General features: G+C 36.2%; 30 protein-coding genes. 21 read left to right on the top strand and 9 right to left on the bottom strand.

Annotated elements, in window-relative coordinates; translation table 11 throughout:
• The first annotated feature begins 40 nt into the window (after positions 1-40).
• The 6 genes from NKR74_RS17450 (at position 41) to NKR74_RS17425 (ending at position 4188) form a co-directional block, all read left to right on the top strand.
• A complete protein-coding gene (locus tag NKR74_RS17450; RefSeq protein ID WP_098310607.1) occupies positions 41-820 on the top strand; it encodes a transporter substrate-binding domain-containing protein in 780 nt (259 codons plus the stop codon).
• A 36-nt stretch (positions 821-856) separates the two neighbouring features.
• Positions 857-1516, top strand: coding sequence for an amino acid ABC transporter permease (locus NKR74_RS17445; protein WP_098310608.1), 660 nt, complete (start codon positions 857-859; stop codon positions 1514-1516).
• Complete coding sequence (locus tag NKR74_RS17440; RefSeq protein WP_253630371.1) at positions 1509-2231, top strand: amino acid ABC transporter ATP-binding protein; 723 nt, start codon at positions 1509-1511, stop codon at positions 2229-2231. Before NKR74_RS17445 ends, NKR74_RS17440 begins: the two co-directional genes overlap by 8 nt.
• Before the next feature lie 103 nt (positions 2232-2334).
• On the top strand, positions 2335-3303 hold the full coding sequence (locus NKR74_RS17435) for an aromatic acid exporter family protein (RefSeq protein ID WP_253630370.1): 969 nt from the start codon (positions 2335-2337) through the stop codon (positions 3301-3303).
• 17 nt (positions 3304-3320) lie between these two features.
• Entirely contained in the window at positions 3321-3908 is a 588-nt protein-coding gene (locus NKR74_RS17430; protein WP_098310611.1) for a L,D-transpeptidase, read from the top strand.
• 40 nt (positions 3909-3948) lie between these two features.
• Positions 3949-4188: a DUF3894 domain-containing protein gene (locus tag NKR74_RS17425; RefSeq protein ID WP_253630369.1), complete on the top strand. Its 240-nt coding sequence runs from the start codon at positions 3949-3951 to the stop codon at positions 4186-4188.
• Between the two features lie 21 nt (positions 4189-4209).
• On the opposite strand, the gene prli42 is transcribed toward NKR74_RS17425, so the two are convergent.
• Positions 4210-4302, bottom strand: a complete 93-nt coding sequence (gene prli42 / locus NKR74_RS17420) for a stressosome-associated protein Prli42 (RefSeq protein WP_098310613.1) — start codon at positions 4300-4302, stop codon at positions 4210-4212.
• Between the two features lie 285 nt (positions 4303-4587).
• Between prli42 and NKR74_RS17415 the strand changes: the two genes are divergently transcribed.
• Positions 4588-5706, top strand: coding sequence for a tripeptidase T (locus tag NKR74_RS17415; protein WP_098310614.1), 1119 nt, complete (start codon positions 4588-4590; stop codon positions 5704-5706).
• 84 nt (positions 5707-5790) lie between these two features.
• Here NKR74_RS17415 and NKR74_RS17410 read toward each other — a convergent pair whose 3' ends face one another.
• Entirely contained in the window at positions 5791-6711 is a 921-nt protein-coding gene (locus NKR74_RS17410) for an MBL fold metallo-hydrolase (RefSeq protein ID WP_253630368.1), read from the bottom strand.
• Between the two features lie 358 nt (positions 6712-7069).
• Between NKR74_RS17410 and NKR74_RS17405 the strand changes: the two genes are divergently transcribed.
• The gene (locus NKR74_RS17405) at positions 7070-8308 is read left to right on the top strand and encodes a DNA polymerase IV (RefSeq protein ID WP_098310617.1); all 1239 of its coding nucleotides are present in this window, start codon (positions 7070-7072) and stop codon (positions 8306-8308) included.
• 129 nt (positions 8309-8437) lie between these two features.
• Here NKR74_RS17405 and NKR74_RS17400 read toward each other — a convergent pair whose 3' ends face one another.
• Positions 8438-8959 carry a YhcN/YlaJ family sporulation lipoprotein gene (locus tag NKR74_RS17400; protein ID WP_253630367.1) on the bottom strand — a complete coding sequence of 174 codons (522 nt, stop codon included), beginning with the start codon at positions 8957-8959 and terminating at the stop codon, positions 8438-8440.
• A 320-nt stretch (positions 8960-9279) separates the two neighbouring features.
• Complete coding sequence (locus NKR74_RS17395; RefSeq protein WP_253630366.1) at positions 9280-9570, bottom strand: hypothetical protein; 291 nt, start codon at positions 9568-9570, stop codon at positions 9280-9282.
• A 180-nt stretch (positions 9571-9750) separates the two neighbouring features.
• Here NKR74_RS17395 and NKR74_RS17390 point away from each other — a divergent pair, with 180 nt between their 5' ends.
• A complete protein-coding gene (locus NKR74_RS17390) occupies positions 9751-10524 on the top strand; it encodes an alpha/beta fold hydrolase (protein ID WP_253630365.1) in 774 nt (257 codons plus the stop codon).
• A 371-nt stretch (positions 10525-10895) separates the two neighbouring features.
• Here NKR74_RS17390 and NKR74_RS17385 read toward each other — a convergent pair whose 3' ends face one another.
• The gene (locus NKR74_RS17385) at positions 10896-11147 is read right to left on the bottom strand and encodes a DUF3932 family protein (protein ID WP_098310621.1); all 252 of its coding nucleotides are present in this window, start codon (positions 11145-11147) and stop codon (positions 10896-10898) included.
• 190 nt (positions 11148-11337) lie between these two features.
• Here NKR74_RS17385 and rnz point away from each other — a divergent pair, with 190 nt between their 5' ends.
• The 3 genes from rnz (at position 11338) to sdaAA (ending at position 14234) form a co-directional block, all read left to right on the top strand.
• On the top strand, positions 11338-12261 hold the full coding sequence (rnz, locus tag NKR74_RS17380) for a ribonuclease Z (protein ID WP_253630364.1): 924 nt from the start codon (positions 11338-11340) through the stop codon (positions 12259-12261).
• Positions 12262-12677: 416 nt separating this feature from the next.
• Positions 12678-13337 carry an L-serine ammonia-lyase, iron-sulfur-dependent subunit beta gene (gene sdaAB, locus NKR74_RS17375; RefSeq protein WP_098310623.1) on the top strand — a complete coding sequence of 220 codons (660 nt, stop codon included), beginning with the start codon at positions 12678-12680 and terminating at the stop codon, positions 13335-13337.
• Between the two features lie 18 nt (positions 13338-13355).
• Positions 13356-14234, top strand: a complete 879-nt coding sequence (gene sdaAA / locus NKR74_RS17370; protein ID WP_098310624.1) for an L-serine ammonia-lyase, iron-sulfur-dependent, subunit alpha — start codon at positions 13356-13358, stop codon at positions 14232-14234.
• 32 nt (positions 14235-14266) lie between these two features.
• Here sdaAA and proI read toward each other — a convergent pair whose 3' ends face one another.
• Positions 14267-15106, bottom strand: coding sequence for a pyrroline-5-carboxylate reductase ProI (gene proI, locus NKR74_RS17365; RefSeq protein WP_098310625.1), 840 nt, complete (start codon positions 15104-15106; stop codon positions 14267-14269).
• Positions 15107-15279: 173 nt separating this feature from the next.
• Here proI and NKR74_RS17360 point away from each other — a divergent pair, with 173 nt between their 5' ends.
• Together NKR74_RS17360 and NKR74_RS17355 are read left to right on the top strand one after the other, a co-directional pair.
• A complete protein-coding gene (locus NKR74_RS17360) occupies positions 15280-16230 on the top strand; it encodes an MBL fold metallo-hydrolase (RefSeq protein WP_253630363.1) in 951 nt (316 codons plus the stop codon).
• Between the two features lie 9 nt (positions 16231-16239).
• On the top strand, positions 16240-17034 hold the full coding sequence (locus NKR74_RS17355; RefSeq protein WP_253630362.1) for an SDR family oxidoreductase: 795 nt from the start codon (positions 16240-16242) through the stop codon (positions 17032-17034).
• 94 nt (positions 17035-17128) lie between these two features.
• Here the strand turns inward: NKR74_RS17355 and NKR74_RS17350 are convergent, their stop codons facing one another.
• Positions 17129-17314 carry a YqzH family protein gene (locus NKR74_RS17350; protein ID WP_253630361.1) on the bottom strand — a complete coding sequence of 62 codons (186 nt, stop codon included), beginning with the start codon at positions 17312-17314 and terminating at the stop codon, positions 17129-17131.
• Positions 17315-17545: 231 nt separating this feature from the next.
• Here NKR74_RS17350 and argC point away from each other — a divergent pair, with 231 nt between their 5' ends.
• From argC to NKR74_RS17315, 7 genes are all read left to right on the top strand, one after another.
• Entirely contained in the window at positions 17546-18583 is a 1038-nt protein-coding gene (gene argC, locus NKR74_RS17345; protein WP_098310629.1) for an N-acetyl-gamma-glutamyl-phosphate reductase, read from the top strand.
• 12 nt (positions 18584-18595) lie between these two features.
• On the top strand, positions 18596-19819 hold the full coding sequence (gene argJ / locus NKR74_RS17340; protein ID WP_253630360.1) for a bifunctional glutamate N-acetyltransferase/amino-acid acetyltransferase ArgJ: 1224 nt from the start codon (positions 18596-18598) through the stop codon (positions 19817-19819).
• A gap of 11 nt (positions 19820-19830) precedes the next feature.
• Positions 19831-20625: an acetylglutamate kinase gene (argB, locus tag NKR74_RS17335; RefSeq protein WP_098310631.1), complete on the top strand. Its 795-nt coding sequence runs from the start codon at positions 19831-19833 to the stop codon at positions 20623-20625.
• Complete coding sequence (locus NKR74_RS17330) at positions 20594-21748, top strand: acetylornithine transaminase (protein ID WP_098310632.1); 1155 nt, start codon at positions 20594-20596, stop codon at positions 21746-21748. The genes argB and NKR74_RS17330 overlap by 32 nt, the downstream gene beginning before the upstream one ends.
• 13 nt (positions 21749-21761) lie before the next feature.
• Entirely contained in the window at positions 21762-22712 is a 951-nt protein-coding gene (gene argF / locus NKR74_RS17325; RefSeq protein WP_098310633.1) for an ornithine carbamoyltransferase, read from the top strand.
• 104 nt (positions 22713-22816) lie between these two features.
• Positions 22817-23368 (top strand): DUF2062 domain-containing protein, encoded by a 552-nt coding sequence (locus NKR74_RS17320; protein WP_253630359.1) that lies wholly within the window; start codon positions 22817-22819, stop codon positions 23366-23368.
• A gap of 54 nt (positions 23369-23422) precedes the next feature.
• Positions 23423-23578: a hypothetical protein gene (locus NKR74_RS17315; protein WP_176524696.1), complete on the top strand. Its 156-nt coding sequence runs from the start codon at positions 23423-23425 to the stop codon at positions 23576-23578.
• Between the two features lie 24 nt (positions 23579-23602).
• Here the strand turns inward: NKR74_RS17315 and NKR74_RS17310 are convergent, their stop codons facing one another.
• The gene (locus NKR74_RS17310; RefSeq protein WP_098310635.1) at positions 23603-24049 is read right to left on the bottom strand and encodes a MarR family winged helix-turn-helix transcriptional regulator; all 447 of its coding nucleotides are present in this window, start codon (positions 24047-24049) and stop codon (positions 23603-23605) included.
• Between the two features lie 176 nt (positions 24050-24225).
• A complete protein-coding gene (locus tag NKR74_RS17305; protein ID WP_098310636.1) occupies positions 24226-25005 on the bottom strand; it encodes a GDSL-type esterase/lipase family protein in 780 nt (259 codons plus the stop codon).
• Positions 25006-25268 lie beyond the last annotated feature (263 nt).

Genomic DNA, 25268 nt, shown 5'->3' with positions numbered 1-25268 from the left:
TATAAAATCTTTAAATATACATTAACTAGGAGGAGAAGTAATGAAGAAATTTTTATCCATTTCATTTGCACTTATTTTAATCGTAAGTATATTCGGAGCTTGCAGTAAGCGTGAAGAAGCAGGAAGTACTGATAAAAATAAAGTTTTAGTTATGGGAACTTCTGCAGATTACAAACCATTTGAATATGTCGATGCGAAAAAGAGTGAAGATATTATCGGTTTTGATATCGATGTTATGAACTATATCAGTAAAGAATTAGGCTATAAAGTTAAAATCAAAGATATGGATTTTAGCGGACTGTTAGCATCATTAGAAGCTGGAAAAGTTGACTTTGTAATGGCTGGACTGACACCGACAGCAGAACGTAAGAAAAACGCTGATTTTACAGATATTTATTTCACGTCAAAAAATGTGATTATTTCTAAAGAAGGTTCAAATATTAAAACATTGCAAGACTTGCAAGGGAAAAAAGTAGGGGTACAAACAGGATCAATTCAAGAAGAAAAGGCAAAGGATCTACAGAAACAAGTATCGTTCCAGTCTGAAGGACGCGATCGTATACCAGAACTAATTCAAGAAATTCAAGCAGGTCGTTTTGATGCAATTATTTTAGAAGATACAGTAGCAAAAGGATATTTAGAAAAAAATAAAGAGTTAAAGAGTGTAGAAATTCCGGAAGCTGCGGATGAAGCTGGTTCAGCAATTGCACTTCCGAAAAATAGTGATAAGACAGCGGAGTTTAATAAAGTGATTAAGAAAATGAAAGAAAATGGAGAAATGGATAAATTAGTGAAGAAATGGTTTGGCGGCGAGCAATAAGCCGCCTTTCCATATTATGGAGAGGAATGACCTAGGATGAACTTGGATTTTTCGCAAATTACGCCGTCAATACCATATATGTTAAAGGGCTTAGAAGTAACATTGAAAATTGTTTTTGTATCTTCTTTGCTCGGCTTTGCGCTAGGTGCGTTATTAGCGCTTTGTAAAATTGCCAGAATTAGAGTTTTAAGTATTATTGCTGATTTTTATACATCTATTTTTCGTGGTACACCGCTTGTACTACAATTAATGCTTATTTATTACGGTCTCCCTCAAATTACAGGATATGATATTTCAGCATTTTTAGCAGCAGTTTTAGCATTTAGCTTAAACTCAGGTGCATATATGTCAGAAGTTATTCGCGCTGGAATTCAGGCAGTTGATAAAGGACAAACAGAAGCAGCGATGGCTCTAGGTATTCCATATGGAAAAATGATGCGAAATATTATTTTTCCGCAAGCATTAAAAAATATTTTACCTGCATTAGTAAATGAGTTTGTTACATTAACGAAAGAGTCGGCAGTTGTTACTGTGATAGGCGCAACAGATTTAATGCGCCGCGCATATATTGTTGGCGGAGAGACATTGTCATATTTTGAACCACTTTTATTTGTCGGTATGATTTATTACATCCTTGTTATTATTCTTACATTCATCGGCAAAGCGGTTGAAGGGAGAATGAAGAAAAGTGATTAAAATTACAAACCTTCATAAATCATTTGGAAATAACGAAGTATTAAAAGATATTACAACAACAATTGGACAGGGCGAAGTAGTAGCGATTATTGGACCGTCTGGTTCAGGAAAATCAACGTTTTTACGTTGCATGAATTTATTAGAAGTACCATCGGACGGACAAATTTGGATTGGCAATCAAGAGGTAACAAATCCAAATACAAATATTATGGAAGTTCGTCAGCATGTTGGGATGGTATTTCAGCATTTTCACTTATTCCCTCATATGACAGTGTTAGAAAATATTACGTATGCTCCTCTTACGGTAAAAGGTGTCTCAAAGGACGATGCAGTGAAAAAGGCTGAAGAATTATTAGAAAAAGTGGGATTACTTGAGAAAAAGGAGGCATATCCAAATCGCCTTTCTGGTGGACAAAAACAGCGTGTTGCAATTGCAAGAGCCTTGGCAATGGAACCAGACGTTATGCTTTTTGATGAACCGACTTCAGCACTGGACCCAGAGATGGTAAAAGAAGTACTGGAAGTTATGAAATCTCTTGCAACGACAGGAATGACGATGGCAATTGTTACGCACGAAATGGGCTTCGCAAAAGAAGTAGCAAATCGTGTTCTGTTTTTGGATGGTGGAAAACTTGTAGAAGACGCGAACCCAGAGCAATTTTTTACAGCACCGGAAAGCAAACGTGCACAAGAATTTTTACAAAAAATGTTGTAACATGTAAAAATTGCGTGAATAATAATGGAAAAAGGATGACATTGTGTCATCCTTTTCTTTATACTTATTTTGAAAGAAGTTCGTACATAATAGGAGCGTTAATATGTTTAAAATTGGATATCGAACAGTGAAAACAGCAGCTGGAACTGCCTTGGCTGTGTGGATTGCTCAATTATTTCATTTGGAGTTTTATAGCACAGCCGGTATTCTTGTTATTCTATGTGTGCAAAATACAAAAAGAAAATCATTAGAAGTATCTATTCATCGCTTTTTAGCTTGTTTACTTTCTATGGTGTTTGCATTTTTTATTTTTGAATCGATAGGGTATACATCGCTAGCACTTGGATTTCTATTACTTCTGTTTATTCCAACTGCAGTTATGCTTAAGATTCAAGAGGGGATTGTTACAAGCTCTGTTATTGTTATGCATTTATTTTCATTGCAAAAAATTACGTGGTCAATTGTTGGAAATGAGATTGCAATTTTAACGGTTGGAATTAGCGTTGCTTTGTTAATTAATTTGTACATGCCAAGTGTTGAAAGTGAGTTAAAAGATTATCAACAAAAAGTAGAATCTAATTTTAAAACGATTCTTTTTGAAATGGCTGCATATTTAAGAAATCGTGATAGTGTGTGGAATGGAAAAGAGCTAATTGAAACGGAAACATTACTTGAGAAGGCAAAAGAATTGTCTTTTAAAAAGCTGGAAAATCAGTTTATGCGTGAAGATGATTATTACTATCGTTATTTTCAAATGCGTCAGCAACAGTATGAAATTTTAGAAAGAGTTATGCCGCTAGCCGCTTCGTTATCTTGGTCGTATGAACAAGCGGGGATGGTGGCGGATGTAATTGAAAATGTTGGGAATGCAATTCGCCCAGAAAGTACGGGGGTTATTTCATTAAGGCAACTTCAGGAGATGCGAGAAATCTTTCGAGAAATGCGGCTTCCAGAAACACGAGAAGAATTTGAAATGCGGGCCAAGCTCGTTCAGCTCGTGTATGAAATAGAACAATATTTACTTATTAAAAGTCGATTCAAAGGGAAATATAACATCAAAGAATTAATATAAGAAGGAAGGAATGAGGTATGCCATATCTTCTTTCATTCATATTATTTGTTTCCCTATCGCCGCTTTGGCCGCTCGGTGATAATCCACGTGTTGGCGATCCGCTTATTATTGTCAATAAACAAACGAACCAGCTTGCATATATTCATGATGGAAAGATACAAAACACATTTCCAGTTGGGACAGGTAAAACGAATGATTTAACGCCAGAAGGTACATTTGATGTTGTGATGAAAGTGAAAAATCCATATTATATTGCAAAGAACATCCCAGGTGGTTCCCCGAAAAATCCGCTCGGTTCTAGATGGATTGGGTTTAATGCCCGAGGTACAGATGGTAGTAAATATGGAATACACGGAACAAATCAGCCAAGCTCGATTGGCAAATATATTTCGCAAGGTTGTATTCGCATGTATAAAAAAGATGTAGAGTATTTATACGATCAGGTTCCAATTGGAACAAAAGTATGGATTGTTAAGTCGAAAAAGTCATTTGAGCAGCTTGCGAAAGAAAAGGGTGCGATTGCTTACGAAAAAAGCCAACAGTATATGTTGGCTTTTTGTCATATCACATCTTGTCTTGACATGTGTATATATAACATGCGTTAATGAGAGATATATAAAGATTTGGTGAAAAGGGGTTACTGTTGTGTATATAAATCAGAGCTTACCATACATCCAATTTTTTGTAGGTTTTCTTTCCGTTATTGCTTTTATATTGGCTATTTTTAATATCTTTCCACTCACTATAGCTATCTTCTTTATTTCTCTTCTCAATTTTACTTTTGCAATAGGTGCTTTTTATCAGCAACATTACAGCAGCTTCATACTAGCACTGGCGATGGGATTTGCATTTAGTATCGCTGGCGTTGTGATTATAATAAAATAACAAGGACAAAGTAGCCCTTGTTTACCAAAACATGCTTATCCCAGTAAGTAGTGTTGTTACAAGCATTGCAATTAACATAACATAAACCATAATTTTTTGAGTTTTTTTATTCATGTTGATCCTCCTTGCGAATCTCTTCTATCTATTGTAACGAGAAATAAAAAAGGAGACAAGGGATTTACTTAGACAAAATTGAAAGTAGATAAGTTGCTATATTTCTAAAAATCTGAATAAAAAGAAGGCATTTTAGTGATGGATATTGTTGAACGAATGATAATAAGAGAAGCAATTTAGTAAAGAGATATAATGTAAATAACCTCTTGTACCATCTCTTTCGAAAATTTTACGAAATTCTGTTATAATAGTCATTGTTACATACATAACAGGAGGCGCATTCTCATGATTAATCAAGAACGTTTAGTGAATGAATTTATGGAACTTGTGCAAGTAGACTCTGAAACAAAATACGAAGCTGAAATTTGCAAAGTATTAAAAGAAAAATTCTCTTCTTTAGGCGTTGAAGTATTTGAAGACGATACAATGGGTGAGACTGGTCATGGTGCTGGTAACTTAGTTTGTACATTACCTGCAACAAAAGAAGGAGTAGATACAATCTACTTTACTTCTCATATGGATACAGTTGTTCCTGGTAAAGGAATTAAGCCTTCTATTCAAGATGGTTATATCGTATCAGACGGCACAACGATTTTAGGTGCTGATGATAAAGCTGGACTTGCATCAATGTTTGAAGCAATTCGCGTGTTAAAAGAGAAAAATATTGCGCACGGAAAAATCGAATTCATCATTACAGTTGGTGAAGAATCTGGTCTTGTTGGTGCAAAAGCATTGGATCGTGAACGTATTACAGCGAAATATGGCTATGCATTAGATAGCGATGGAAAGGTTGGAGAAATCGTTGTTGCAGCGCCAACACAAGCAAAAGTAAACGCAATTATTCGCGGTAAAACAGCTCATGCAGGTGTAGCACCAGAAAAAGGTGTATCTGCGATTACAATTGCCGCAAAATCCATTGCAAAAATGCCGCTTGGCCGCATTGATTCTGAAACAACTGCAAATATCGGTCGTTTTGAAGGCGGTACACAAACAAATATCGTTTGTGACTATGTAGAAATTTTTGCTGAAGCACGTTCCTTAGTAGACGAAAAAATGCAAGAGCAAGTTCGCAAAATGAAAGAAGCATTTGAATCTACAGCTAAAGAAATGGGCGGACAAGCAGAAGTAGAAGTAAAAGTAATGTACCCAGGATTCAAATTTGCTGATGGCGATCACGTTGTAGAAGTTGCTAAACGTGCTGCTGAAAAAATCGGTCGTACACCATCCCTTCACCAAAGCGGTGGTGGTAGTGATGCAAACGTAATTGCAGGTCACGGTATTCCAACAGTAAACTTAGCAGTTGGTTACGAAGAAATTCATACAACAAACGAAAAAATACCTGTTGAAGAATTAGTAAAAACAGCAGAAATGGTTGTTGCGATTATTGAGGAAGTAGCGAAGTAATCAAAGAATCGGCTAAGTTGAAACGCATGGGTGAAATTACCCATGCGTTTTCTTATTACTTAACGTAAATGTTCTTCAACTAGCTTAACAATGTAATAGTTCTTTTAGTGTTTTTACATTTTGATGATATATTTGTGGAGAAGGCCAATTTTTGTAGTCGTTAGGTAATGGAATAGTTTCGATCTCGTTGTTTTTTTGTGCAATTGCAGTTAAGTTATGTATATAATCGATTACTTGTAAGAAATTGATCTTTGTACCAATCGAACCATGCCCTGATATGGCTATATCAATATCCATACTTTCAACCTCTTTTAAAATATGAATCCAACTTTGTGGATTTGATTCTTCGAAAAATGTGGGATGGCAATCAACAAATAATAAATCACCCATGAATATTATTTTATCTTCTGGAATATAAAGCATAGCATCGCAAAGGGAATGCCCGCCGCCTAATGTGAAAAGCTTTGCACTACGTTTCGTTCCACGGAAAATGACTTCATCTTTAAATGATTGTTGTGGTAGTACTAACTCTAGTGTAGGTAATGAGATTTCTAACTCACTTAAAAAATTGATTTGATGTTCTAAGTTAATATCATAAGTTTGAGTTACTTGGTCCTTTAAAGAGCGAATATAATTTCTTAGACCATGAATATCATTTTTTTGTTTATTGATCCGTGATGGATGAATAGTCTTCATTTTGTCATATGTAATTTGGCTTGAAATAATAGTGCTATCCTTAAACGTTTGGTTACCTCGAATGTGGTCTCCGTGCCAATGACTGTTTATCACCCATGTAACGGGCTGATTTGTTATAGTTTCTGCTGCATATTTTAAATCTTCGGCAGCTTGTTGTGTATTAAATGTATCAAAAACAATGGTTGTATCCCCTAAATCAATAAAACCAGCATTTGCTGCAGCACCGCCACCTTCTTTTGCAATTGCCGCATATATCCCGTTACGAATTTTTTCGAGTCTAAAGTGTTTGCTATCAAATTCTTCATTCATTTTCTTCTCTCCTTAAGAGTGTTAGTTATTTGGATTCTACTGCCTTTACAAGGCGGATAAACCAGTACAAAAAAATCCATGGAAGAATGTACAAAGTTGAAAATGACAATAGAGACGAAAGAAACCCGTGAGCATCAACGCCTATGATTGGAAGTAGGGAATAGATGAGCAACAAAAAGAAAACAGATAGTAAAATTAGATAAAGGGGTTTTGGATATGTAGTCATTTCTTTTTTAACCTCCTTAAAATTCCCGTGTGGACGTACTTCTATATATTAACAATTTCCTCCTCTCTAATATTGATTTTTTTATAATGTTTTTGATAAAATAAGAACGAATGTTCTTGTGAGGTGAGAAAGATGCGCGAAATGTATCCGAAAAATGGCCGCGTCATTTTGCATGTTGATATGAATTGTTTTTATGCATCTGTTGAAATCGCACATGATGCATCGTTGCAAGGTAAAGCGTTAGCGATAGCTGGGGATGCGAAGGAACGGAAAGGAATTATTGTAACGTGCAGTTATGAAGCAAGGGCGAAGGGAATTCGTGCGACAATGCCTGTTTGGGAAGCAAAACGATTATGTCCGGAACTTGTTATAAAACATCCAAACTTTGAATTATACAGAGAGGCTTCTTTTGCTTTGTTTCAAATTCTTGCGCGGTTTACAGAAAAAATCCAACCTGTTTCAATCGATGAAGGGTATTTAGATATTACAGATTGCTATGGGCTCGGTTCACCGTTAGAAATTGCTCAAATGATTCAACAAACATTACTAACAGAATTACAGCTTCCATGCAGCATTGGGATTGCTCCAAACTTATTTCTAGCCAAAACAGCCTCTGATATGAAAAAGCCGCTAGGTATTACAGTGCTTCGTAAACGTGATGTACAAGAGCTTCTTTGGCCGCTTCCCGTTGAAAAGATGCATGGGATTGGGAAGAAAACAGCAGAAAAATTAAAAGATGTACATATACATACGATTGGTGACTTAGCCGTTGGAAAAGCTCATATTATTCGTTCTGTGATTGGAAATCATGGGCTGGATTTGCAAAAACGTGCAAATGGCATAGACAATAGAGATGTTGATCCAAGTCAAATGGGACAATACAAAACGATCGGAAATTCTATAACGTTGCCAAAAGATGTGGACGAAGAGAAGGAATTGCTAGATATGTTAGAGCGCTTGTCTCAATCTGTGAGCCGAAGATTACAAAAACGTGCTCTCGTTACATATAATATTCAAATTATGATTAAATACTATAATCGCCGAACGATTACGCGCAGTAAAATGTTAGAAAATGCAATTTGGGAATCACCAGATATTTTTCAAGCAACAATAAGGCTATGGAAAAAACATTGGGATGGTGACCCTGTGAGATTACTTGGCATTACTGCCTGTGAATTAGAATGGAAAACAGAAGCGATTAAGCAGCTTGATTTATTTTCTTTTGAAGAAGATGCGAAGGCAGAACCGCTTTTGACAGTGATGGAACAACTAAATAGTAAATATGGTACGAAGGTTATTCAGCACGGCAGTCAAGTGTTTCGACAACAAGAGAGAACATTTCAGCAGAATTTAGAGAATAAATTTATATGAAACATTAATATGTAATAGCATTTGCTATAGAAAAATCTCGCAGGAGGTATCTTCTGCGAGATTTTAGAGACAATAAAATTTTTCTTAAGAAACATGATAAGTTGTTGTTAATACTTTTTAAATTCACTTTTAACGAGCGGTAGGGAATACTCTCTTAACGGCTTCATTAAATTCTTCAACTAACCCTTCTACTGGCTCGCCTCGCTTGATTTTTTCTGCATAGTCCCTCATCCGATTGGCAAAATCAGGGTTTGACGATACAAATACATTTCGAATATCTGGATCTGTAGCTCTTACTTGATCGGCAATTTTCTTTTCTAGCTGATCTGTTATGTTTCCTTGTACTCCATTTTTTAAGACAACTGCAACATAGGCATTGTTGTTTGTAACGATGACATTTGCCTGGTCGACTTCATCTAATTCAGCAATTCGGTCAGCGGCCTTATTAGCCACTTCTAGTCGTGTTTGGTTGTTATCATTTATAGGATTATTTCTATCGTTTTGAATACCAGCATTGTTGCCTTCGTATCGAACATTTTGCATTGCATTATCTTTACGATTGTTCAAAGCTTTTTCTTTTTGATTTCCTGCGCATCCAAACAATGAAATAATTGATAGAAAAAATACAACAAGGATGTTTATTTTTTTCATATATACTCCTCCTTACTCAATTTTATATTTTAAAATGACCAATTCTTTGGTTTTTATGCGTAAATCATGGAAGAATCATATGAAAATAAAGTGAAACTTCCATCAGTGGGGGGGCATACTGACCGTTAATGCGGGATAATTTAAAGGTACTATTATGTGGAAGAGATTGAATACTTTGAAGTGCACTGAGAAAGGCTGGCAAAATGCCAGCCTTTCATATTTAAAATTAAGCTAAGAGCTTGTATATAAAGTCTTCTCTTCAGCGTACAATACATTTTTAAGCTTTACTTAATCCACAATCGTTATTAATTTTGATTCCATTACTTCTTTTGTTTATTTGGAGTTATTTCATTACCAAATTCCACATTTGCCAAATTTAAATTGTTTGGCATAACTGTTCTTGTTGTATTTTGAAGGCCTCGAAAGAAACGTTGAGCCGGCCGCATCATATTGAAGTTTCGGCGTGCTGCTAAACCAAAAACTGTTCCTATACCTAGTAAAGAAATCCAAATCCAATTTCGAGTGTTTCGTCTATTTCTAAACAATTGGAACACTTGCTGAGTTCCTCTTCTAAAAGCGAATAATGATATGAACCATCTTAGAATATTCATGTTCGACTCCTTGTAGAAAAATTTATGAATAGATATTAAGCTCCATTCTACATGATTTATATTGCGAAATTTATGGAGATTTATGATGGCAACTTATGCTAATGTATTTTCCGGAATATAAAAAGAAAAGCTTCGTATAATAACAGAAGCTAATGTAAAGACAATGAGGTGATTACATACATGCCAATGTTGGATGTGGACGGTAGCAGCCTATACTATACGGTAAAGGGACAAGGGATTCCTATTGTTTTTATTCATCCTCCTGTACTTACTTCTGTAAATTTTGAGTACCAAGTAGAAGAATTATCTCAAAAGTTTCAAGTTGTTACTTTTGATATTAGAGGTCATGGAAGAAGTCAGTATTCAAAACAATCGATAACTTATCCATTGATCGTTGAAGATATTAGATGTTTATTGGATCATTTGAACATCAAAAGAGCATTTATATGCGGGTATTCAATTGGAGGTTCTGTCGTATTGGAATTTTTGTTGCATTATACGGATAGGGCCTTAGGGGGTATTGTAATCGGAGGGATATCAGAAGTAAAGGATAACTATCTAAGGAATAAAATTTCTTTAGGTATAACACTTGCAAAAGCACGAGCTATTCATGTTCTAACATTGTCCATTGCATGGAGCAATTCGAATACACAGAAATTATTCGTAAAGATGTTTAAAGAAGCGCGAAAAGGAAATGCGAAAAATATCGAACAATATTATCGTTATAGTTTGCATTATAATTGTACAAGTCAACTTAGAAAGATTAAGCTTCCTGTTTTGTTAGTTTATGGTAAGGAAAATAAACCATTTTACAGTTATGCGAAGCTACTGTATGAAAAATTGCCATGTAATAAATTAAATTTTATTGATAATGTAAAGCATCAGATTCCCACAAAAGCAGCGAAGGATTTAAATGAAATGATTAAGCAATTTGTAACAATACATAACAATTGATAGGAATTTTGTATTTATCCCGCATTAACGGGCAGTAAGACCCCCACCTCAAGATGCAGAGAAAAGCAAAGAAGATAGGTGGGGGATGAAGAAAACCCCCACTGATGGAAGTTTTACTTTATCACTCATATGCTCCTTATCTTCTATATTAATTAACATATTTATGTAATATATAAGTATAACGTTTGTGGAAGATTAACTTTTACGGATTTTTCAAGATGATAAATCCGTGATTTATATGCATCATAATTCAAAACCGGCGCCTGTCTATGTACCTCATTTTGTATTTAAACAAGTCATTTTGCTTATTCATCCCAACATAAAAAGGTATCGGAAGCCGATACCTTTTTATGTTTTAATACGTAAACATATTATGACATAGAAGGACTTTCGTAAATCACAATGTCTGTATTAGTTGGCGTAGAAATACGCTGTGCATAATATGTGATGGAAGAAGAGATGTATTCTGGTACCGCTTGAACTGTATGCAATGCTATATACTCATGAATTAATTCTTTTAATGTAGACCATTGTAATTCTGCTGGTGTTTCAGAGATAAATGAACTTACCCAGCGATCAAAAGAAGAAGAAAAGTCAGTTTGTAAACGAAATAATTCTTTCATTGTTTCAGCCACCTTGTATAAATAATAGTATTATTTTACTACAAAAAACGAACGAGTGTGAATTTTTTTGTAATGAATGTTCGTATTATATAGTTGTCTAGATAAGTGGTTTATACAAAGTTTATTTGCCATTTTTGTTTATATTCCGTAAGATAGCGATAGATATTATGAAATGCTTGGAGGATGCAACGTGGAATTTGTATTTTTAGGAACGGGAGCTGGTGTTCCTTCAAAGGGAAGAAATGTATCAGCGATAGCTTTGCAATTATTAGAAGAACGAGGTGCAACGTGGCTATTTGACTGCGGTGAGGCAACGCAGCATCAAATTTTACATACATCAGTGCGTCCGCGTCGCATTGAGAAAATATTTATTACGCATTTACATGGGGATCATATTTTTGGATTGCCAGGTTTGTTAGGCAGCCGTTCTTTTCAGGGAGGAACAACTCCGTTAACTGTATATGGCCCAAAAGGGATTAAACAGTTTGTTGAAGTAGCGTTGGCAGTGAGTACAACACATGTAAAATACCCGATAGAGATTATAGAAATTACCGAAGAAGGTATTGTATATGAAGATAAGCAATTTCTTGTGGGAACGAAACGATTGTCACACGGCATTGAATGTTTTGGCTATCGTATTGTAGAAAAGGATATTCCAGGGCATCTTCTTGTAGATAAACTATTAGAGGAAGGAATTAAACCGGGACCAATCTTTAAGCGGTTAAAGGATGGAGAAACAGTAGAGATTGAGGATGGGCGTATACTTTGCGGAAAGGATTTCATTGGACCACCTCAAAAGGGACGAATTATTACAATTTTAGGAGATACACGTTATTGTGAAGCGAGTATTGAATTAGCACAAGATGCTGATGTACTTATACATGAAGCGACGTTCGGTGCCGAAGATTCACAGCAAGCTTATGATTATTACCATTCTACAACACAACAAGCGGCAAATATTGCGCTGCAGGCAAATGTAAAACAAATGATTTTAACTCATATTAGCTCTCGTTATCAAGGTGAAGCATGTAAAATGCTCGTCGAAGAAGCGAAACAAGTATTTCCAAACACGGAAATCGCAGCGGATTTGAAAAGTTTTCCTGTATCAAGATAATGAAAAAACCATGACAGAGATAACGGATGTATCTGTCATGGTTTTTTCATTGTATCGTTTTCGTAAAATAGAGAAGAACTATTAACGGTAAAATACTATCGAACTGAATGTATGAAAAGTTTGTGCTTAATCTGAAATATTAAAAAGTTTAAATTCCGTAAAAAAAGAGATATAATGAAAGCGTATTCAATATATTTGTACGTTATAAATTTAGGTTTTGTTTGTTTTTGTAAAAAAATGAAATAAATCAAGAAGTGACAAGATGATTCTTATATATTATGATAGCTGATGGTGTGTATCAGTTTATTGAATTGATTCTATAAATTTATTAGTACAAATAGAAAAACAAAAAAGCAACAGATTAATAGATTATTAGTAAATAACTTTTTCATAATGAAGATTTAGGGGGAACTATTATGAAATATCGCTCAGTTTTTGATATTATTGGTCCAGTTATGATTGGTCCATCTAGTTCGCATACTGCAGGTGCAGCAAGAATGGGGCAAGTTACTCGTCAGCTGTTCCGTCATGAACCTGAGAAAATTATCATTTCTTTATACGGTTCGTTTGCGAAAACGTATCGAGGTCACGGTACGGATGTAGCGCTTGTTGGAGGAATACTAGGATTTGAAACGGATGATCCTCGTATTCCACAAGCACTTGAAATTGCAAAAGCAAGTGGAATTGACGTTACATTTATTGAAGAAGAAGCACAAGCAGTGCATCCAAATACAGCGAAAATTCGTTTGTACAAAGATGAGGATGAAATTGAAGTGGTTGCTTGCTCAATCGGCGGTGGGAAAATTGAAGTTGTGGAGCTAAATGGATTTGATTTGCAATTAACAGGCACAAGTCCGGCGCTCCTTATCGTAAATAATGACCGTTTCGGAGCAATTGCTTCTGTTACATCTATTCTTGCAAAGCACGAAATCAATATTAGCATGATGAGTGTTTCACGTAAGGAAAAAGGAAGAAAAGCATTAATGGTTATTGAAACGGATGAATTGTTAGCAAATGAAATAATCGAGGAAATTAAAGCGCAGTCAAATATTTGTCAAGTAACAATTATGGATTAATAGCAGGGGGGACACAACATGTTTCGGAACGTAGCGGAACTGGTTGCACAAGCAGAAGAGAAAAATGTAAAAATCGCAGAGATTATGATTCAATGTGAAATGGAAACAAGAAACCTTTCTCGTGAAGAAGTAATCGCTGGTATGGAAAAAAATTTAGTTGTAATGGAAAAAGCAGTTGAGCGCGGAATTCAAGGCGTAAAATCTCCGACTGGACTGACTGGTGGAGACGCAGTGAAAGTACAAGCGTACATGAAAAGCGGAAAAGGGTTGTCTGGGGATACAATTTTAGATGCGGTAAGTAAAGCTGTCGCAACGAATGAAGTAAACGCTGCTATGGGTATTATTTGTGCGACGCCAACAGCTGGTTCAGCTGGGACAGTACCAGGTGTGTTATTTGCGCTAAAAGAAAAATTAAACCCAACACGTGAAGAAATGATTGAATTTCTATTTACAGCTGGTGCGTTTGGTATGGTTGTAGCTAACAATGCTTGTATTGCTGGAGCAGCTGGTGGGTGCCAAGCGGAAGTTGGTTCAGCAAGTGGTATGGCAGCGGCAGCAGCTGTTGAAATGGCTGGAGGTACACCACAGCAGGCGGCAACAGCGATGAGTATTGCGCTTAAGAACATGCTCGGTTTAGTATGTGATCCTGTTGCAGGACTTGTAGAGGTACCGTGTGTAAAACGTAACGCAGCTGGTGCATCAAATGCGATGATTGCAGCTGATTTATCATTAGCTGGTGTAACGAGTGCCATTCCATGTGATGAAGTAATTGAAGCAATGTACCGCATCGGGCAATCGATGCCAAGTGCGCTTCGTGAAACAGCAGAAGGCGGTCTTGCAGCAACGCCAACGGGGCGTCGTATACAGGAAGAAATTTTTGGGAAGAAAAGTGAATAAGAGAAAAACCTTGCTTACTCAGCGAGGTTTTTTTATTTTTCATTTACAAATTTCTCTAACGTTTCACCAAGCTCGTGAGAACGTTTTGTTGCTTCTGTAATACATTGAATAAGTGCTTCTTGAAATTGAAAGCTTTTCAATACTTCAATGCCAGCTTCCGTCGTTCCTCCTGGTGATGTAATTTCTTTTCGTAATATAGAAGGGTGCTTTGTATTTGTTTTTAACATCTCTGCGGCACCAATCATTGTTTGGAGAATAAGTGATTTTGCAACAGTTTCCTCTAGGCCGATTTGTTTTGCGGCATTTTCCATCGCTTCGACAACGTAATAAATATAAGCTGGTCCACTTCCTGACAAAGCGGTGACAGCGTGCATGTGCTTTTCTTCTACAACAGAAACAAGACCAATTGTTTCAAAAAGCGTTTTTGCAAGCATAATATGTTCTTCTTTTGCGTGAACAGAAGGAGAAATAGCAGTAGCGGATTTTAAAATCGTCGATGATGTATTTGGCATTGCCCGGATGATAGGAACATTTTTTTGTAATAAATTAGTAATGGATGTCGTAGATACACCTGCTAATAATGAAATGATTAATTGATTCTCTGTAATGTAATCTTGTAATGGAGTAAGAGCCTCCACAACATCTTTTGGTTTCATTGCTAAAAATATGATATCGGCATGAGCAAGCAGCTCTTTTTTATCATGTGTACCATGTACTCCGTAGCGATGATGTAACTCTTGCAGTCTTCTTTCATTAGAGCGGTTACTGACAGTAATTTGTTCCCCTTTTACAACGTGAGCTTGTAATAAGCCGGCAAGGGTAGCTTCGGCAATTGAACCTGCACCGATAAAAGCGATTTTTTGTAGTGACATGATGAGTCCTCCTTTTACTATGTATATGAGAATAACTTATAAATTTACATACATTCGGTTCTTTATAGAAAATCCCTCCTTTTTATCTGAAAATAATGACAAATATTTATGTAAGATGTAAACTGAAGGAAGATTCATTTTTTGAAACGGAAAGAAAGAGGGGGCGAATATGTATGACAGTCATTCATCGAATGGAAATTCCTGTTCCATTTGCAGTTGAAGTAGTCAATGTTTTTTTAGTAGAGGGAGAGACACTCACATTAATTGATACAGGAACAAATACAGAAGAAGCGAGACTTGCACTGGAGAAGCAACTAGGTGCGTTAGGATATCAGATAGAAGATATTGAAACGGTTGTTCTTACACACCATCATGCAGATCATTGCGGATTATTGGATATATTTTCTGAACGAACAAATATTGTTGGACATCCGTGGAATGAACCGTGGATTACACAAGATCCGCAATTTCTAAAGCGTTATCAACAGTTCTTTTTAGAAGCATCTGTGCAATTTGGGGTTCCAGAAGTCTTGTTACCACAAGGTGCATTGTTAACGAAAACACTGATTTATTCTTGTAAACGTTCGCTTACACATACTGTACGAGAAGGAGATCGTATTGCTTCTTTACCGGAGTTTACGGTGATTGAAACACCGGGGCATGCCTCTACTCATATTTCTTTATACCGTGAAAGAGATGGGTTGTTAATTGGCGGGGATGCGCTGATTGGACATATTTCTTCTAATCCAATTCTAGAGCCGCCATATGAGGGAGAAACAGAACGAGCACAACCGATGCTGCAGTACAATGAAACATTAAAGCGTTTAGCTCGTATGAATATTTCACGTGTTTTATCAGGGCATGGAGAAGATGTTCTTGATGTAAAAGGGCTGGTAAATGAGCGATTACAAAAACAAGGGGCAAGAGCTTTTAAAGTATTAAATTTATTAAAAGAACAACCGATGACGGCATTCGAGGTGTGTGTCAAACTATTTCCTACGTTATATGAAAAGCAGTTGCCGCTTACAATCTCTGAAACAGTTGGACAATTAGACTTTTTAGCATATAATCAACAAGTGATGATTGATAAGTCATCAGAACAATGGATTTACTATGCAAAGTAGGTGACAGCCATGAGCCGACGTTTACAAGACAAAGTAATCGTCATCACAGGAGCTTCAAGTGGAATTGGAGAAGAGCTAGCGATGCAAGTAGCGGAGCAAGGTGCAATCACTGTACTAATTGCTCGTACAGAAGAAAAACTGCGAGCGCTCAAGCAAAAAATTGAAACAGCATATCGTACTTCTTGTCATTACTATGTTTTGGATGTTAGTAATGAAGAAGAAGTGGAGTTTGTTTTCACACAAATACTTCATGATATAGGACGTATTGATATATTAGTCAATAATGCTGGTTTTGGCGTTTTTAAAACATTCGTTGATGCATCGGTACAAGAAGTAAAGGATATGTTCGATGTAAATGTATTCGGTTTAGTAGCATGTACGAAGGCAGTTTTGCCTTATATGTTGAAACGAAATAGCGGGCATATTGTGAATATTGCTTCACTAGCAGGGAAAATTGCAACGCCAAAATCAAGTGCATATGCAGCAACAAAGCATGCAGTATTAGGGTTTACAAATAGTTTGCGCATGGAACTTGCAAATACAAACATTACTGTAACAGCAATTAATCCAGGTCCAATTGATACAAACTTCCATACGATAGCAGATCAATCTGGTACATACGTAAAAAGTGTCGGACATTACATATTAAAACCAAACTATGTAGCGCAGCAAATTGTAAAAGCAATCGAAATGAAAAAGCGTGAAGTGAATTTACCCAAGTGGATGAATTTAGGGCCGATTATTTTTTCATTGTTTCCAGGGTTATTCGAGCGTGTAGCTGGAAAATCATTAAGTAAAAAATAGGAGATTCTCTTTTGAGAATCTCCTATTTTTTTACTTAATTAAATTGTCTATTGCTGATTTTAGTTCAATATTTTCTTTGTAATAATATCTCTCTTTAAGATAACGTAATATATTCGTATACGACATCCTCTATCGCCTCATACAAATCAATCTCTGTATTACTAGAAAGTATGTTTTGAATACGTTTTATAAGCATTTTATAGTCTTCTTGTGAAGTTGGCATACATTGATATTGTTGAAAACTTTTTGTAATCATTTTTTGGATTAGTTTTTCATTCATGATTTTTCCCACCTACATGTATATATGTATTGTTTTTATTGTACTTGAATTAGAAAAGAAAGTCTCTATTTTGTTCGTTTGCATAAAAATTCATATACTTTGAAAGTTTTATTAGTAAAATGACTTTTAATATAGGTTTTTATTATTTAAAAATTTATAAATATTTAATTGACTCTATAAATATACAATATTATAATCATAATTAAATCTAAAAGGTAATGAGGAGGAATTATGAAAGCGGCAATTATTGGGGCAACTGGATACGGAGGACTTGAGCTTTTACGGTTATTAACACATCATCCAAGTTTTACAGTGACATCGGTACATTCTTTTTCGCAAATTGGAGACGTCATGACAACACCTTATCCCCATTTATCTACTTTTGTTTCTCACACATTAGCAGAAGTAGATGTTGAAGGAATTGCAAAAGAAGCAGATATTGTATTTTTAGCAACTCCGGCTGGGGTGTCAGCAAATTTGACTCCAAGTTTACTAGAAGCGGGTATGAGAGTTATTGATTTATCAGGAGATTTTCGAATTCGAAAGCCGTTTATATATGAAGAGTGGTATAAAAAAGAAGCTGCGAAAGAAGAAGTGTTACAACAAGCTGTGTATGGATTAACGGAGTGGAAAAAAGGTGAGATCGCAACAGCAAACTTAATTGCGAATCCAGGATGTTATGCAACAGCAACATTACTGGCGGCAGCTCCTTTAGTAAAAAACGGAATAATTGAAGTGGATTCACTTATTATTGATGCAAAATCAGGGGTTTCTGGAGCTGGAAAGACACCAACAAGTATGACGCATTTCCCAGAAATTCACGATAATTTATACATTTATAAAGTAAATGAACATCAGCATGTTCCGGAAATTGAGCAAATGCTACAAGAGTGGGATGAGAGCATGAAACCAATCACATTTAGTACACACCTTATTCCGATTACAAGGGGAATTATGGTAACACTCTATGCAAAGGTAAAGCAAGAGATAACAGATGTTACACTTCAGCAAATTTATGAAGAGAGTTATTGTCACTCACCGTTTGTAAGAATACGAGAAAAGGGAGTTTTTCCAAGCCCGAAAGAAGTAAGGGGATCTAACTTTTGTGATATCGGAACAGCTTACGATAAGCGGACGGGACGAATTACGATTGTAGCAGTCATTGATAATGTAATGAAGGGTGCAGCTGGGCAGGCTGTACAAAATGCAAATATATTGGCAGGAGTGAAAGAAACGGAGAATTTACACTTTATGCCGCTATATCCGTAAGGGGGAAGAATCATGATTGAAACAGTATTATGCACGAAGATAGAAAACGGTTCGATTGTAACACCAAAAGGATTTGCAGCAATTGGAATTCATGCGGGGTTAAGAAAAGAGAGAAAAGATATAGGGGCAATTGTGTGTGAAGTGCCAGCTAGCTGTGCGGCTGTTTATACACAAAATCAATTTCAAGCAGCTCCTCTTATTGTTACGAAAGAAAGTATTGCTGCCAAGGAAAAATTACAAGCTATTGTTGTCAATAGTGCAAATGCAAATTCTTGTACAGGCGAACAAGGACTACAAGATGCATATGAAATGCGTGCATTAGCAGCTAAGCAGTTTCATGTAGAGGAGCATTATGTTGCGGTAGCGTCTACAGGAGTTATTGGAGAGCCTCTACCGATGGAAAAAGTGCGAAGCGGTATTTCTTTTTTACAACCATCAAAAGAATTAGAGATTGCGGCATCATTTTATGAAGCGATTTTGACAACAGATTTAGTTGCGAAACAATCGTGCTATAAGCTCTCTATTGAAGGAAAAGAGGTTGCAATTGCCGGGGCTGCAAAAGGTTCAGGAATGATTCACCCGAATATGGCAACGATGCTTGGGTTTATTACGACTGATGTAAATATAGAAAGTGAAGCGTTGCAAAGAGCATTGTCACAAATTACGAATCATACATTTAATCAAATTACGGTCGATGGAGATACGTCTACGAATGATATGGTACTTGTTATGGCAAGCGGCCTATCAAACACAACCGCAATATGTGAAGAACATCCAGAATGGGAGAAGTTTTTGATGGCACTTGAAAAGGTGTGTGAAGATTTAGCAAAGCAAATTGCGAAAGATGGAGAAGGGGCGACAAAGTTAATTGAAGTAAATGTGCATGGCACACGCACTGTAGAAGAAGCAAATATGATTGCGAAGAAAATTGTCGGTTCCAATCTTGTAAAAGTAGCTGTATACGGCGAAGATGCAAACTGGGGACGTATTATTAGCGCAATTGGACAAAGCGGCATTGTAATTGAAACGAGTACGGTGGATATTAATGTTCAGTCGATTGCAGTATTAAAAGGTAGTGAACCGCAACATTTTTCAGAAGAAGAGATGAAACAACTGTTGCAGCAATCAGAGATTGTTATAGATGTATATGTACATCTTGGCAAAGCCAGTGGAAGAGCATGGGGATGCGATTTAAGTTATGAATATGTGAAAATTAATGCTTGTTATCGCACATAAGGAGAGAAGAAATGAGAGAGCGTATTGTAATAAAGTGTGGCGGTAGTATGTTAGCTCGTTTAGGTGAAACATTTTTTCAATGTATGAAACAAATGGCACAAATATATGACGTGATTGTTGTTCATGGCGGTGGGCCTGAAATTGATGCGATGCTTAATAAATTAAGTATCCCAATTGAAAAGAAAGATGGACTGCGTGTAACAACAGCAGAGGTAATGGAAGTTGTGCAGATGGTTTTATGCGGTAGTACAAATAAGACATTTGTTTCAAAGTTAAATGAACAAGAACTTGGAGCAATTGGATTATCCGGCTGTGATGGAAAGTTATTGCAAGTTGTTCCGTTAGAAGAGAAGTTTGGCTTTGTCGGTGAAGTGCAATATGTTCAAACGATGTTACTAGAACATTTGTTAGTAAATCAGTTTATTCCTGTTGTTGCACCAGTTGGAGTCATGGCTGGACAGGTATACAACGTCAATGCAGATACAGCGGCAGCAGCAATTGCGACAGCGATGAATGCGAAAAATTTAATTTTTATTACAGATGTAGATGGTGTCATATATAAGGAGGAGCTCCTTGAGCAAGCAGAGGAAAAGCAGCTTCTAGATCTTATAGACAATGGAATTATTACTGGTGGAATGATTCCGAAAGTGAAAGCAGCACTGAAGTCACTAGAACTAGGTGTAAAGGATGTTGTAATTGTAAACGGTACACAACGTTTTCTGACAAATAAAGGAGAGTGGATTGGTACAACAATAAAAAAAGGGGGGATCTATAATGGGACAGCATGTTTTTCCAACATACAGTAGACGAAACATTGAAATTGTGAAAGGCAGCGGCACAAAGGTTACAGATAAACAAGGAAAGCAATATTTAGATTTCACTTCTGGAATTGCGGTATGCAATTTAGGACATTGTCATCCAGCGGTGGTAAATGCTGTGGAAGAACAGTTAAAGACAATATGGCATATTTCAAATTTATTTCCCCATACAGTGCAAGAAGAAGTCGCTGCGCTATTAACGAAAGATCGAGGATTAGACTATGCATTTTTTTGTAATAGCGGAGCCGAAGCGAATGAAGCAGCGCTGAAGTTAGCGCGTAAGCATACAGGGAAATCAGTCGTGATTACGTGTAAACAATCGTTTCACGGACGAACGTTTGGAACAATGAGTGCAACAGGGCAATCTAAAATCCATGATGGATTCGGCCCGCTCCTCCCGAGTTTCCTGCATCTTCCTTTTAATGATATTGCTGCGTTTCAAGAAGCGATGAATGAAGAAGTCGCAGCTGTTATGGTGGAAGTTGTGCAGGGAGAAGGTGGCGTTCTTCCTGCAGATATCACATTTTTACGTGAAATCGAGAAGTTGTGTCATGCACACGATGCACTTTTTATCGTAGATGAAGTGCAGACCGGAATTGGAAGAACAGGGACGTTATTTGCATACGAACAAATGGGGATTTCCCCTGATATTGTCACAGTTGCAAAAGCGCTTGGAAATGGTATTCCAGTTGGAGCGATGCTTGGGAAAAAGGAATTAGGATCTGTTTTTTCCCCTGGGACACATGGTTCGACGTTTGGCGGGAATTTTATCGCGATGACAGCTGCAAAAGAAGTATTACAAATTATTTCACAACCTTCTTTTTTGCAAGAAGTACAAGAAAAGGGAGCATATTTTTTACGAAAATTACAAGAAGAATTACAGGATATGAATTGGATTATTGATATTCGCGGGAAAGGACTTATGATTGGGGTTGTTTGTAAAGGAGAAGTTAGTCCTATGATAACGGCGTTAGAGGAAGAAGGGCTTCTTGTTTTGCAAGCCGGGTCAAATGTGCTGCGTATATTACCGCCACTTATCGTAACGAAAGAAGAAATCGATGAAGCAGTACATATGATAAATCGTGTATGCAAACAAGTATTGATTAAATAGAGGAGGAATTCATATGAAAACAATGTCTGTACCTAAACTTCAAACAAAGGATATTTTAACATTAGAAGAATTAACGAAAGAAGAAATCATTGCAATTATTGAGTTTGCGATGTATGTAAAAAAAGAAAAAACATTGCCCTTATTAAATGGTAAAATTTTAGGATTAATCTTTGATAAGCATTCTACTCGTACACGTGTATCATTTGAAGCTGGTATGATTCAGCTTGGAGGACACGGTATGTTTTTAAGCGGTAAAGAATTGCAGCTCGGTAGAGGAGAAAGCATTGCAGATACGGCCAAAGTGCTGTCACAATATATTGACGGAATTATGATACGAACATTTTCACATGCGGAAGTAGAAGAATTAGCAAAAGAAGCGACAATTCCAATTATTAATGGATTAACAGATGATCACCATCCATGTCAAGCGCTGGCAGATTTAATGACGATTTATGAAGAAGTGAATACATTCCAAGATATCAAACTTGCTTACGTTGGAGATGGAAATAATGTTTGTCATTCATTGCTGCTTGCAAGTGCAAAAGTGGGAATGAATATTACAGTTGCAACGCCTCCAGGATATGAAGCGGATGAAGAGATTGTAAAACGTGCAATAGAAATTGCAAAGGGAACAGGAGCTAAAATTGAAGTTACGCATAATCCAAAAGAAGCTGTTAAAGAAGCAGATTTTATTTATACAGACGTTTGGATGAGCATGGGCCAAGAAAATAGTAAGGAGAAATATGAATTATTTCAGCCATATCAAGTAAACGGGCAGCTCACTCAGTATGCAAAATCAACTTATCGTTTCTTACATTGTTTGCCTGCTCATCGTGAAGAAGAAGTAACCGCAGCAATTATTGATGGGCCACAATCAATTGTATTTCAGCAAGCCGGCAATCGTTTGCATGTGCAAAAGGCATTATTAGTCAGTTTATTACAAGAAAAACAACCTTCTTCATAATGGAAGGTTGTTTTTTATTTAAAATGTCTTATTGAGATTTCGCATTTTCTCTTTGTATACTTTATAATAGTAAATAACAGAAAAATATAAGAGAGATGATTCAGATGCGAGTAAATAAGAAAACGTATCCATTCTTTCAGCGTATTTGGCGAGGAATGAAATTAAATTATTATAAATTATTGCGTGCACCAGAGGGTGCGAAAATTGTATCAAGAGGATTTGCTGTTGGTTTTGGAATAGAAATGCTAGTTATTCATACAGCTTCTCTCATATATCTTATTTTTTATCCACTCGTTCGATTATTGAACGGTTCGTTTCCTGCAGCTATTATCGGTAATCTTATTGGAAAAGCATCATTTTTACCTGTTATTCTAATTCCGTTCGCACATGCACTTGGAAAACTTATTTATCCATTTGAAGTAAAAACAATGCCGTATCACCACTATACAATAAAAGACTTTTTTTCAAGTAATGGGCTAACGATGTTAAAAAACCTGTTACAAAACGAAGTGTATGTAATAATCGGAATGACAATTATAGGAATTGTATTCGGCATAATTGCCTATTTTGTTATGTACTATTTATACGAGAAAAACCGCAAACTGAGATTGACAAGAAGAAAGAAACAAATAAAAAGACCCATTACACAAATATAATGAATGCACATCAAATTTCCTTTTTGAATATGCTTCTAAAAAGGGGGGAATTTGATGTTTTTTTCTTATTATGCTCCTAGGTACTATCCGCATATTGTATATTATCCTGTCCCATATGTAAGACAGATGCAACCATCACAAGAAACGAAACCGTATTTAACTACTTGGCCGTATTCCAATGTATATTATGGAAATTATTATGAAGCATAAAGCTGCCTCCGTTTAGAAGCAGCTTTATATATTTGCTTTCATAATTAAGTTTTGAATTGTTTGTAGCGAATGGGTAAGTTGTTCCCGGTCGCTTGCTGATAACGTTTGTAAATTTTCTTTCAGTTTTTCTAAAAGGAATTGTTTGTATTGGTTTACCAATAATTTCCCTTCAGCTGTAAGAGACATTAAAATAACACGCCGATCTTTTTCGCTATAATGGCGCTCTACAAGTTCTTCTTGAATGAGTTTGTTTAGCAATGGTGTCATATTCGGTCTCGAAATAGCTAGACGTTTTCCGATTTCTGAAACTGCTAATGTATCTCGTTCATGCAATAACAATAACACCTGTGTATGTGATGGTGGCATATGTCGACGAGAAGAGAACTCTCCAGGAAGCATAAACTTGCGATAAAAAAGAGGCACTAACGAAAGAAGATGATCAACGATACGCTCCCACTCACGTGACTCCATATAACAGGCCCCCTTCTATTCTTATTGTAACAAAAAATCACGATGTATAAAAATAGAATTATTTGCTTTTATATTGATTCCACCCAAACAAGCGGTATGTGTGAGTGGTACAAGATGGAAGCCCGTCTGTAACGGCCCGATTGGTTCAACTAACCGTAAGTAGGAAAATCGCCTACTTACGGAAGTTTCACTTTATATGATAACACTTGCTGTACAAAGGATTCTGCAATTTTTTCATATCCTTTATCATTCGGATGAACTTGGTCGTATAGTAAGTCTTTTTGATCAGTTGGTAATAATTTACGAATCGGTAATACGAGCGAAGGTTGATTTTCTTTTGAAATCGAATATATTGTTTTGTTCCAGCTATCTAAGAAAACATTTGCGTAAGAAGCAATAGGATCTTCGAGTTTTAATGGGTTATAGAGCTCAGATAAAATGATGAGTGCATTCGGATTAGACATACGAATGGTCTTTACGATGTTTTGTAAATCGCGTTCAAAACGATCTTGCTCTTCATTTAATAATTTCATTCCTTCCGTAATACCGACATTTTTGTTTATGTGTAAAATGTTATTCCCACCAATACTAATTGTAATAATGTGGGCATCTTTTATTTTTTGTTTTACTTCTTCTGTTTGTACCATTTGAAGTAAACCATCTGTTGTTAAGCCGTTTACAGCAAGGTTATCGACAGTAATTTGTTTGTGCAATTGCTCTTCTAATTCCTGAGAAGCAATTTGTGTATAGCCACCTTGTGTAGACCCGTAGCCTTTTGCAAGAGAATCACCTAAGACAAGATGATGTAGTGTTGCATCTGTTTGTGAATCAATCCAATGCGGAGCAGTTGCTGTTGGAGATTCCTTTTGAACATTTGTCTCATGATTCTTTTCATAATCCAAGAATATAATGATAAGAAGGAGGAGACAAAGTGCAGATAAAATGATTTTTTTCATCGTTATACCCTCCTTATAGATGGTTATTGTACCATATTCATTAGGAGAAGTAATGGAGTAGGCATTATGTTATGACTTCAAAAAACTTTTACATTATTTTTACAGAAAATTTGTGGAAGTCTGTCAAAATTTGTTGACGATATAAATTACTGTTCGTTATGATAAATATCAGACGGGTAGATTTATTATTATGTTCTCAAAAGAGGTAAGACAACTAACTTCTTTAAGAATCTGATTGTGTGAAGGGATACACACCTAATATT

Source organism: Bacillus sp. 3103sda1, assembly GCF_024159135.1.
In the GTDB taxonomy this organism is placed as follows: domain Bacteria; phylum Bacillota; class Bacilli; order Bacillales; family Bacillaceae_G; genus Bacillus_A; species Bacillus_A rhizoplanae.
The sequence above is the reverse complement of the archived record's forward strand: the minus strand, read 5'-3'. Positions and strand labels throughout refer to the sequence as shown.

Bases quoted from the DNA above. Each gene is read 5' to 3' on its own strand.
- NKR74_RS17450 (WP_098310607.1), top strand. From the start codon at position 41: ATGAAGAAATTTTTATCCATTTCATTTGCACTTATTTTAATCGTAAGT.
- NKR74_RS17445 (WP_098310608.1), top strand. From the start codon at position 857: ATGAACTTGGATTTTTCGCAAATTACGCCGTCAATACCATATATGTTA.
- NKR74_RS17435 (WP_253630370.1), top strand. From the start codon at position 2,335: ATGTTTAAAATTGGATATCGAACAGTGAAAACAGCAGCTGGAACTGCC.
- NKR74_RS17430 (WP_098310611.1), top strand. From the start codon at position 3,321: ATGCCATATCTTCTTTCATTCATATTATTTGTTTCCCTATCGCCGCTT.
- prli42 (WP_098310613.1), bottom strand. From the start codon at position 4,302: ATGAATAAAAAAACTCAAAAAATTATGGTTTATGTTATGTTAATTGCA.
- NKR74_RS17415 (WP_098310614.1), top strand. From the start codon at position 4,588: ATGATTAATCAAGAACGTTTAGTGAATGAATTTATGGAACTTGTGCAA.
- NKR74_RS17410 (WP_253630368.1), bottom strand. From the start codon at position 6,711: ATGAATGAAGAATTTGATAGCAAACACTTTAGACTCGAAAAAATTCGT.
- NKR74_RS17405 (WP_098310617.1), top strand. From the start codon at position 7,070: ATGCGCGAAATGTATCCGAAAAATGGCCGCGTCATTTTGCATGTTGAT.
- NKR74_RS17400 (WP_253630367.1), bottom strand. From the start codon at position 8,959: ATGAAAAAAATAAACATCCTTGTTGTATTTTTTCTATCAATTATTTCA.
- NKR74_RS17395 (WP_253630366.1), bottom strand. From the start codon at position 9,570: ATGAATATTCTAAGATGGTTCATATCATTATTCGCTTTTAGAAGAGGA.
- NKR74_RS17390 (WP_253630365.1), top strand. From the start codon at position 9,751: ATGCCAATGTTGGATGTGGACGGTAGCAGCCTATACTATACGGTAAAG.
- NKR74_RS17385 (WP_098310621.1), bottom strand. From the start codon at position 11,147: ATGAAAGAATTATTTCGTTTACAAACTGACTTTTCTTCTTCTTTTGAT.
- sdaAB (WP_098310623.1), top strand. From the start codon at position 12,678: ATGAAATATCGCTCAGTTTTTGATATTATTGGTCCAGTTATGATTGGT.
- sdaAA (WP_098310624.1), top strand. From the start codon at position 13,356: ATGTTTCGGAACGTAGCGGAACTGGTTGCACAAGCAGAAGAGAAAAAT.
- proI (WP_098310625.1), bottom strand. From the start codon at position 15,106: ATGTCACTACAAAAAATCGCTTTTATCGGTGCAGGTTCAATTGCCGAA.
- NKR74_RS17360 (WP_253630363.1), top strand. From the start codon at position 15,280: ATGACAGTCATTCATCGAATGGAAATTCCTGTTCCATTTGCAGTTGAA.
- NKR74_RS17355 (WP_253630362.1), top strand. From the start codon at position 16,240: ATGAGCCGACGTTTACAAGACAAAGTAATCGTCATCACAGGAGCTTCA.
- NKR74_RS17350 (WP_253630361.1), bottom strand. From the start codon at position 17,314: ATGAATGAAAAACTAATCCAAAAAATGATTACAAAAAGTTTTCAACAA.
- argC (WP_098310629.1), top strand. From the start codon at position 17,546: ATGAAAGCGGCAATTATTGGGGCAACTGGATACGGAGGACTTGAGCTT.
- argJ (WP_253630360.1), top strand. From the start codon at position 18,596: ATGATTGAAACAGTATTATGCACGAAGATAGAAAACGGTTCGATTGTA.
- argB (WP_098310631.1), top strand. From the start codon at position 19,831: ATGAGAGAGCGTATTGTAATAAAGTGTGGCGGTAGTATGTTAGCTCGT.
- NKR74_RS17330 (WP_098310632.1), top strand. From the start codon at position 20,594: ATGGGACAGCATGTTTTTCCAACATACAGTAGACGAAACATTGAAATT.
- argF (WP_098310633.1), top strand. From the start codon at position 21,762: ATGAAAACAATGTCTGTACCTAAACTTCAAACAAAGGATATTTTAACA.
- NKR74_RS17320 (WP_253630359.1), top strand. From the start codon at position 22,817: ATGCGAGTAAATAAGAAAACGTATCCATTCTTTCAGCGTATTTGGCGA.
- NKR74_RS17315 (WP_176524696.1), top strand. From the start codon at position 23,423: ATGTTTTTTTCTTATTATGCTCCTAGGTACTATCCGCATATTGTATAT.
- NKR74_RS17310 (WP_098310635.1), bottom strand. From the start codon at position 24,049: ATGGAGTCACGTGAGTGGGAGCGTATCGTTGATCATCTTCTTTCGTTA.
- NKR74_RS17305 (WP_098310636.1), bottom strand. From the start codon at position 25,005: ATGAAAAAAATCATTTTATCTGCACTTTGTCTCCTCCTTCTTATCATT.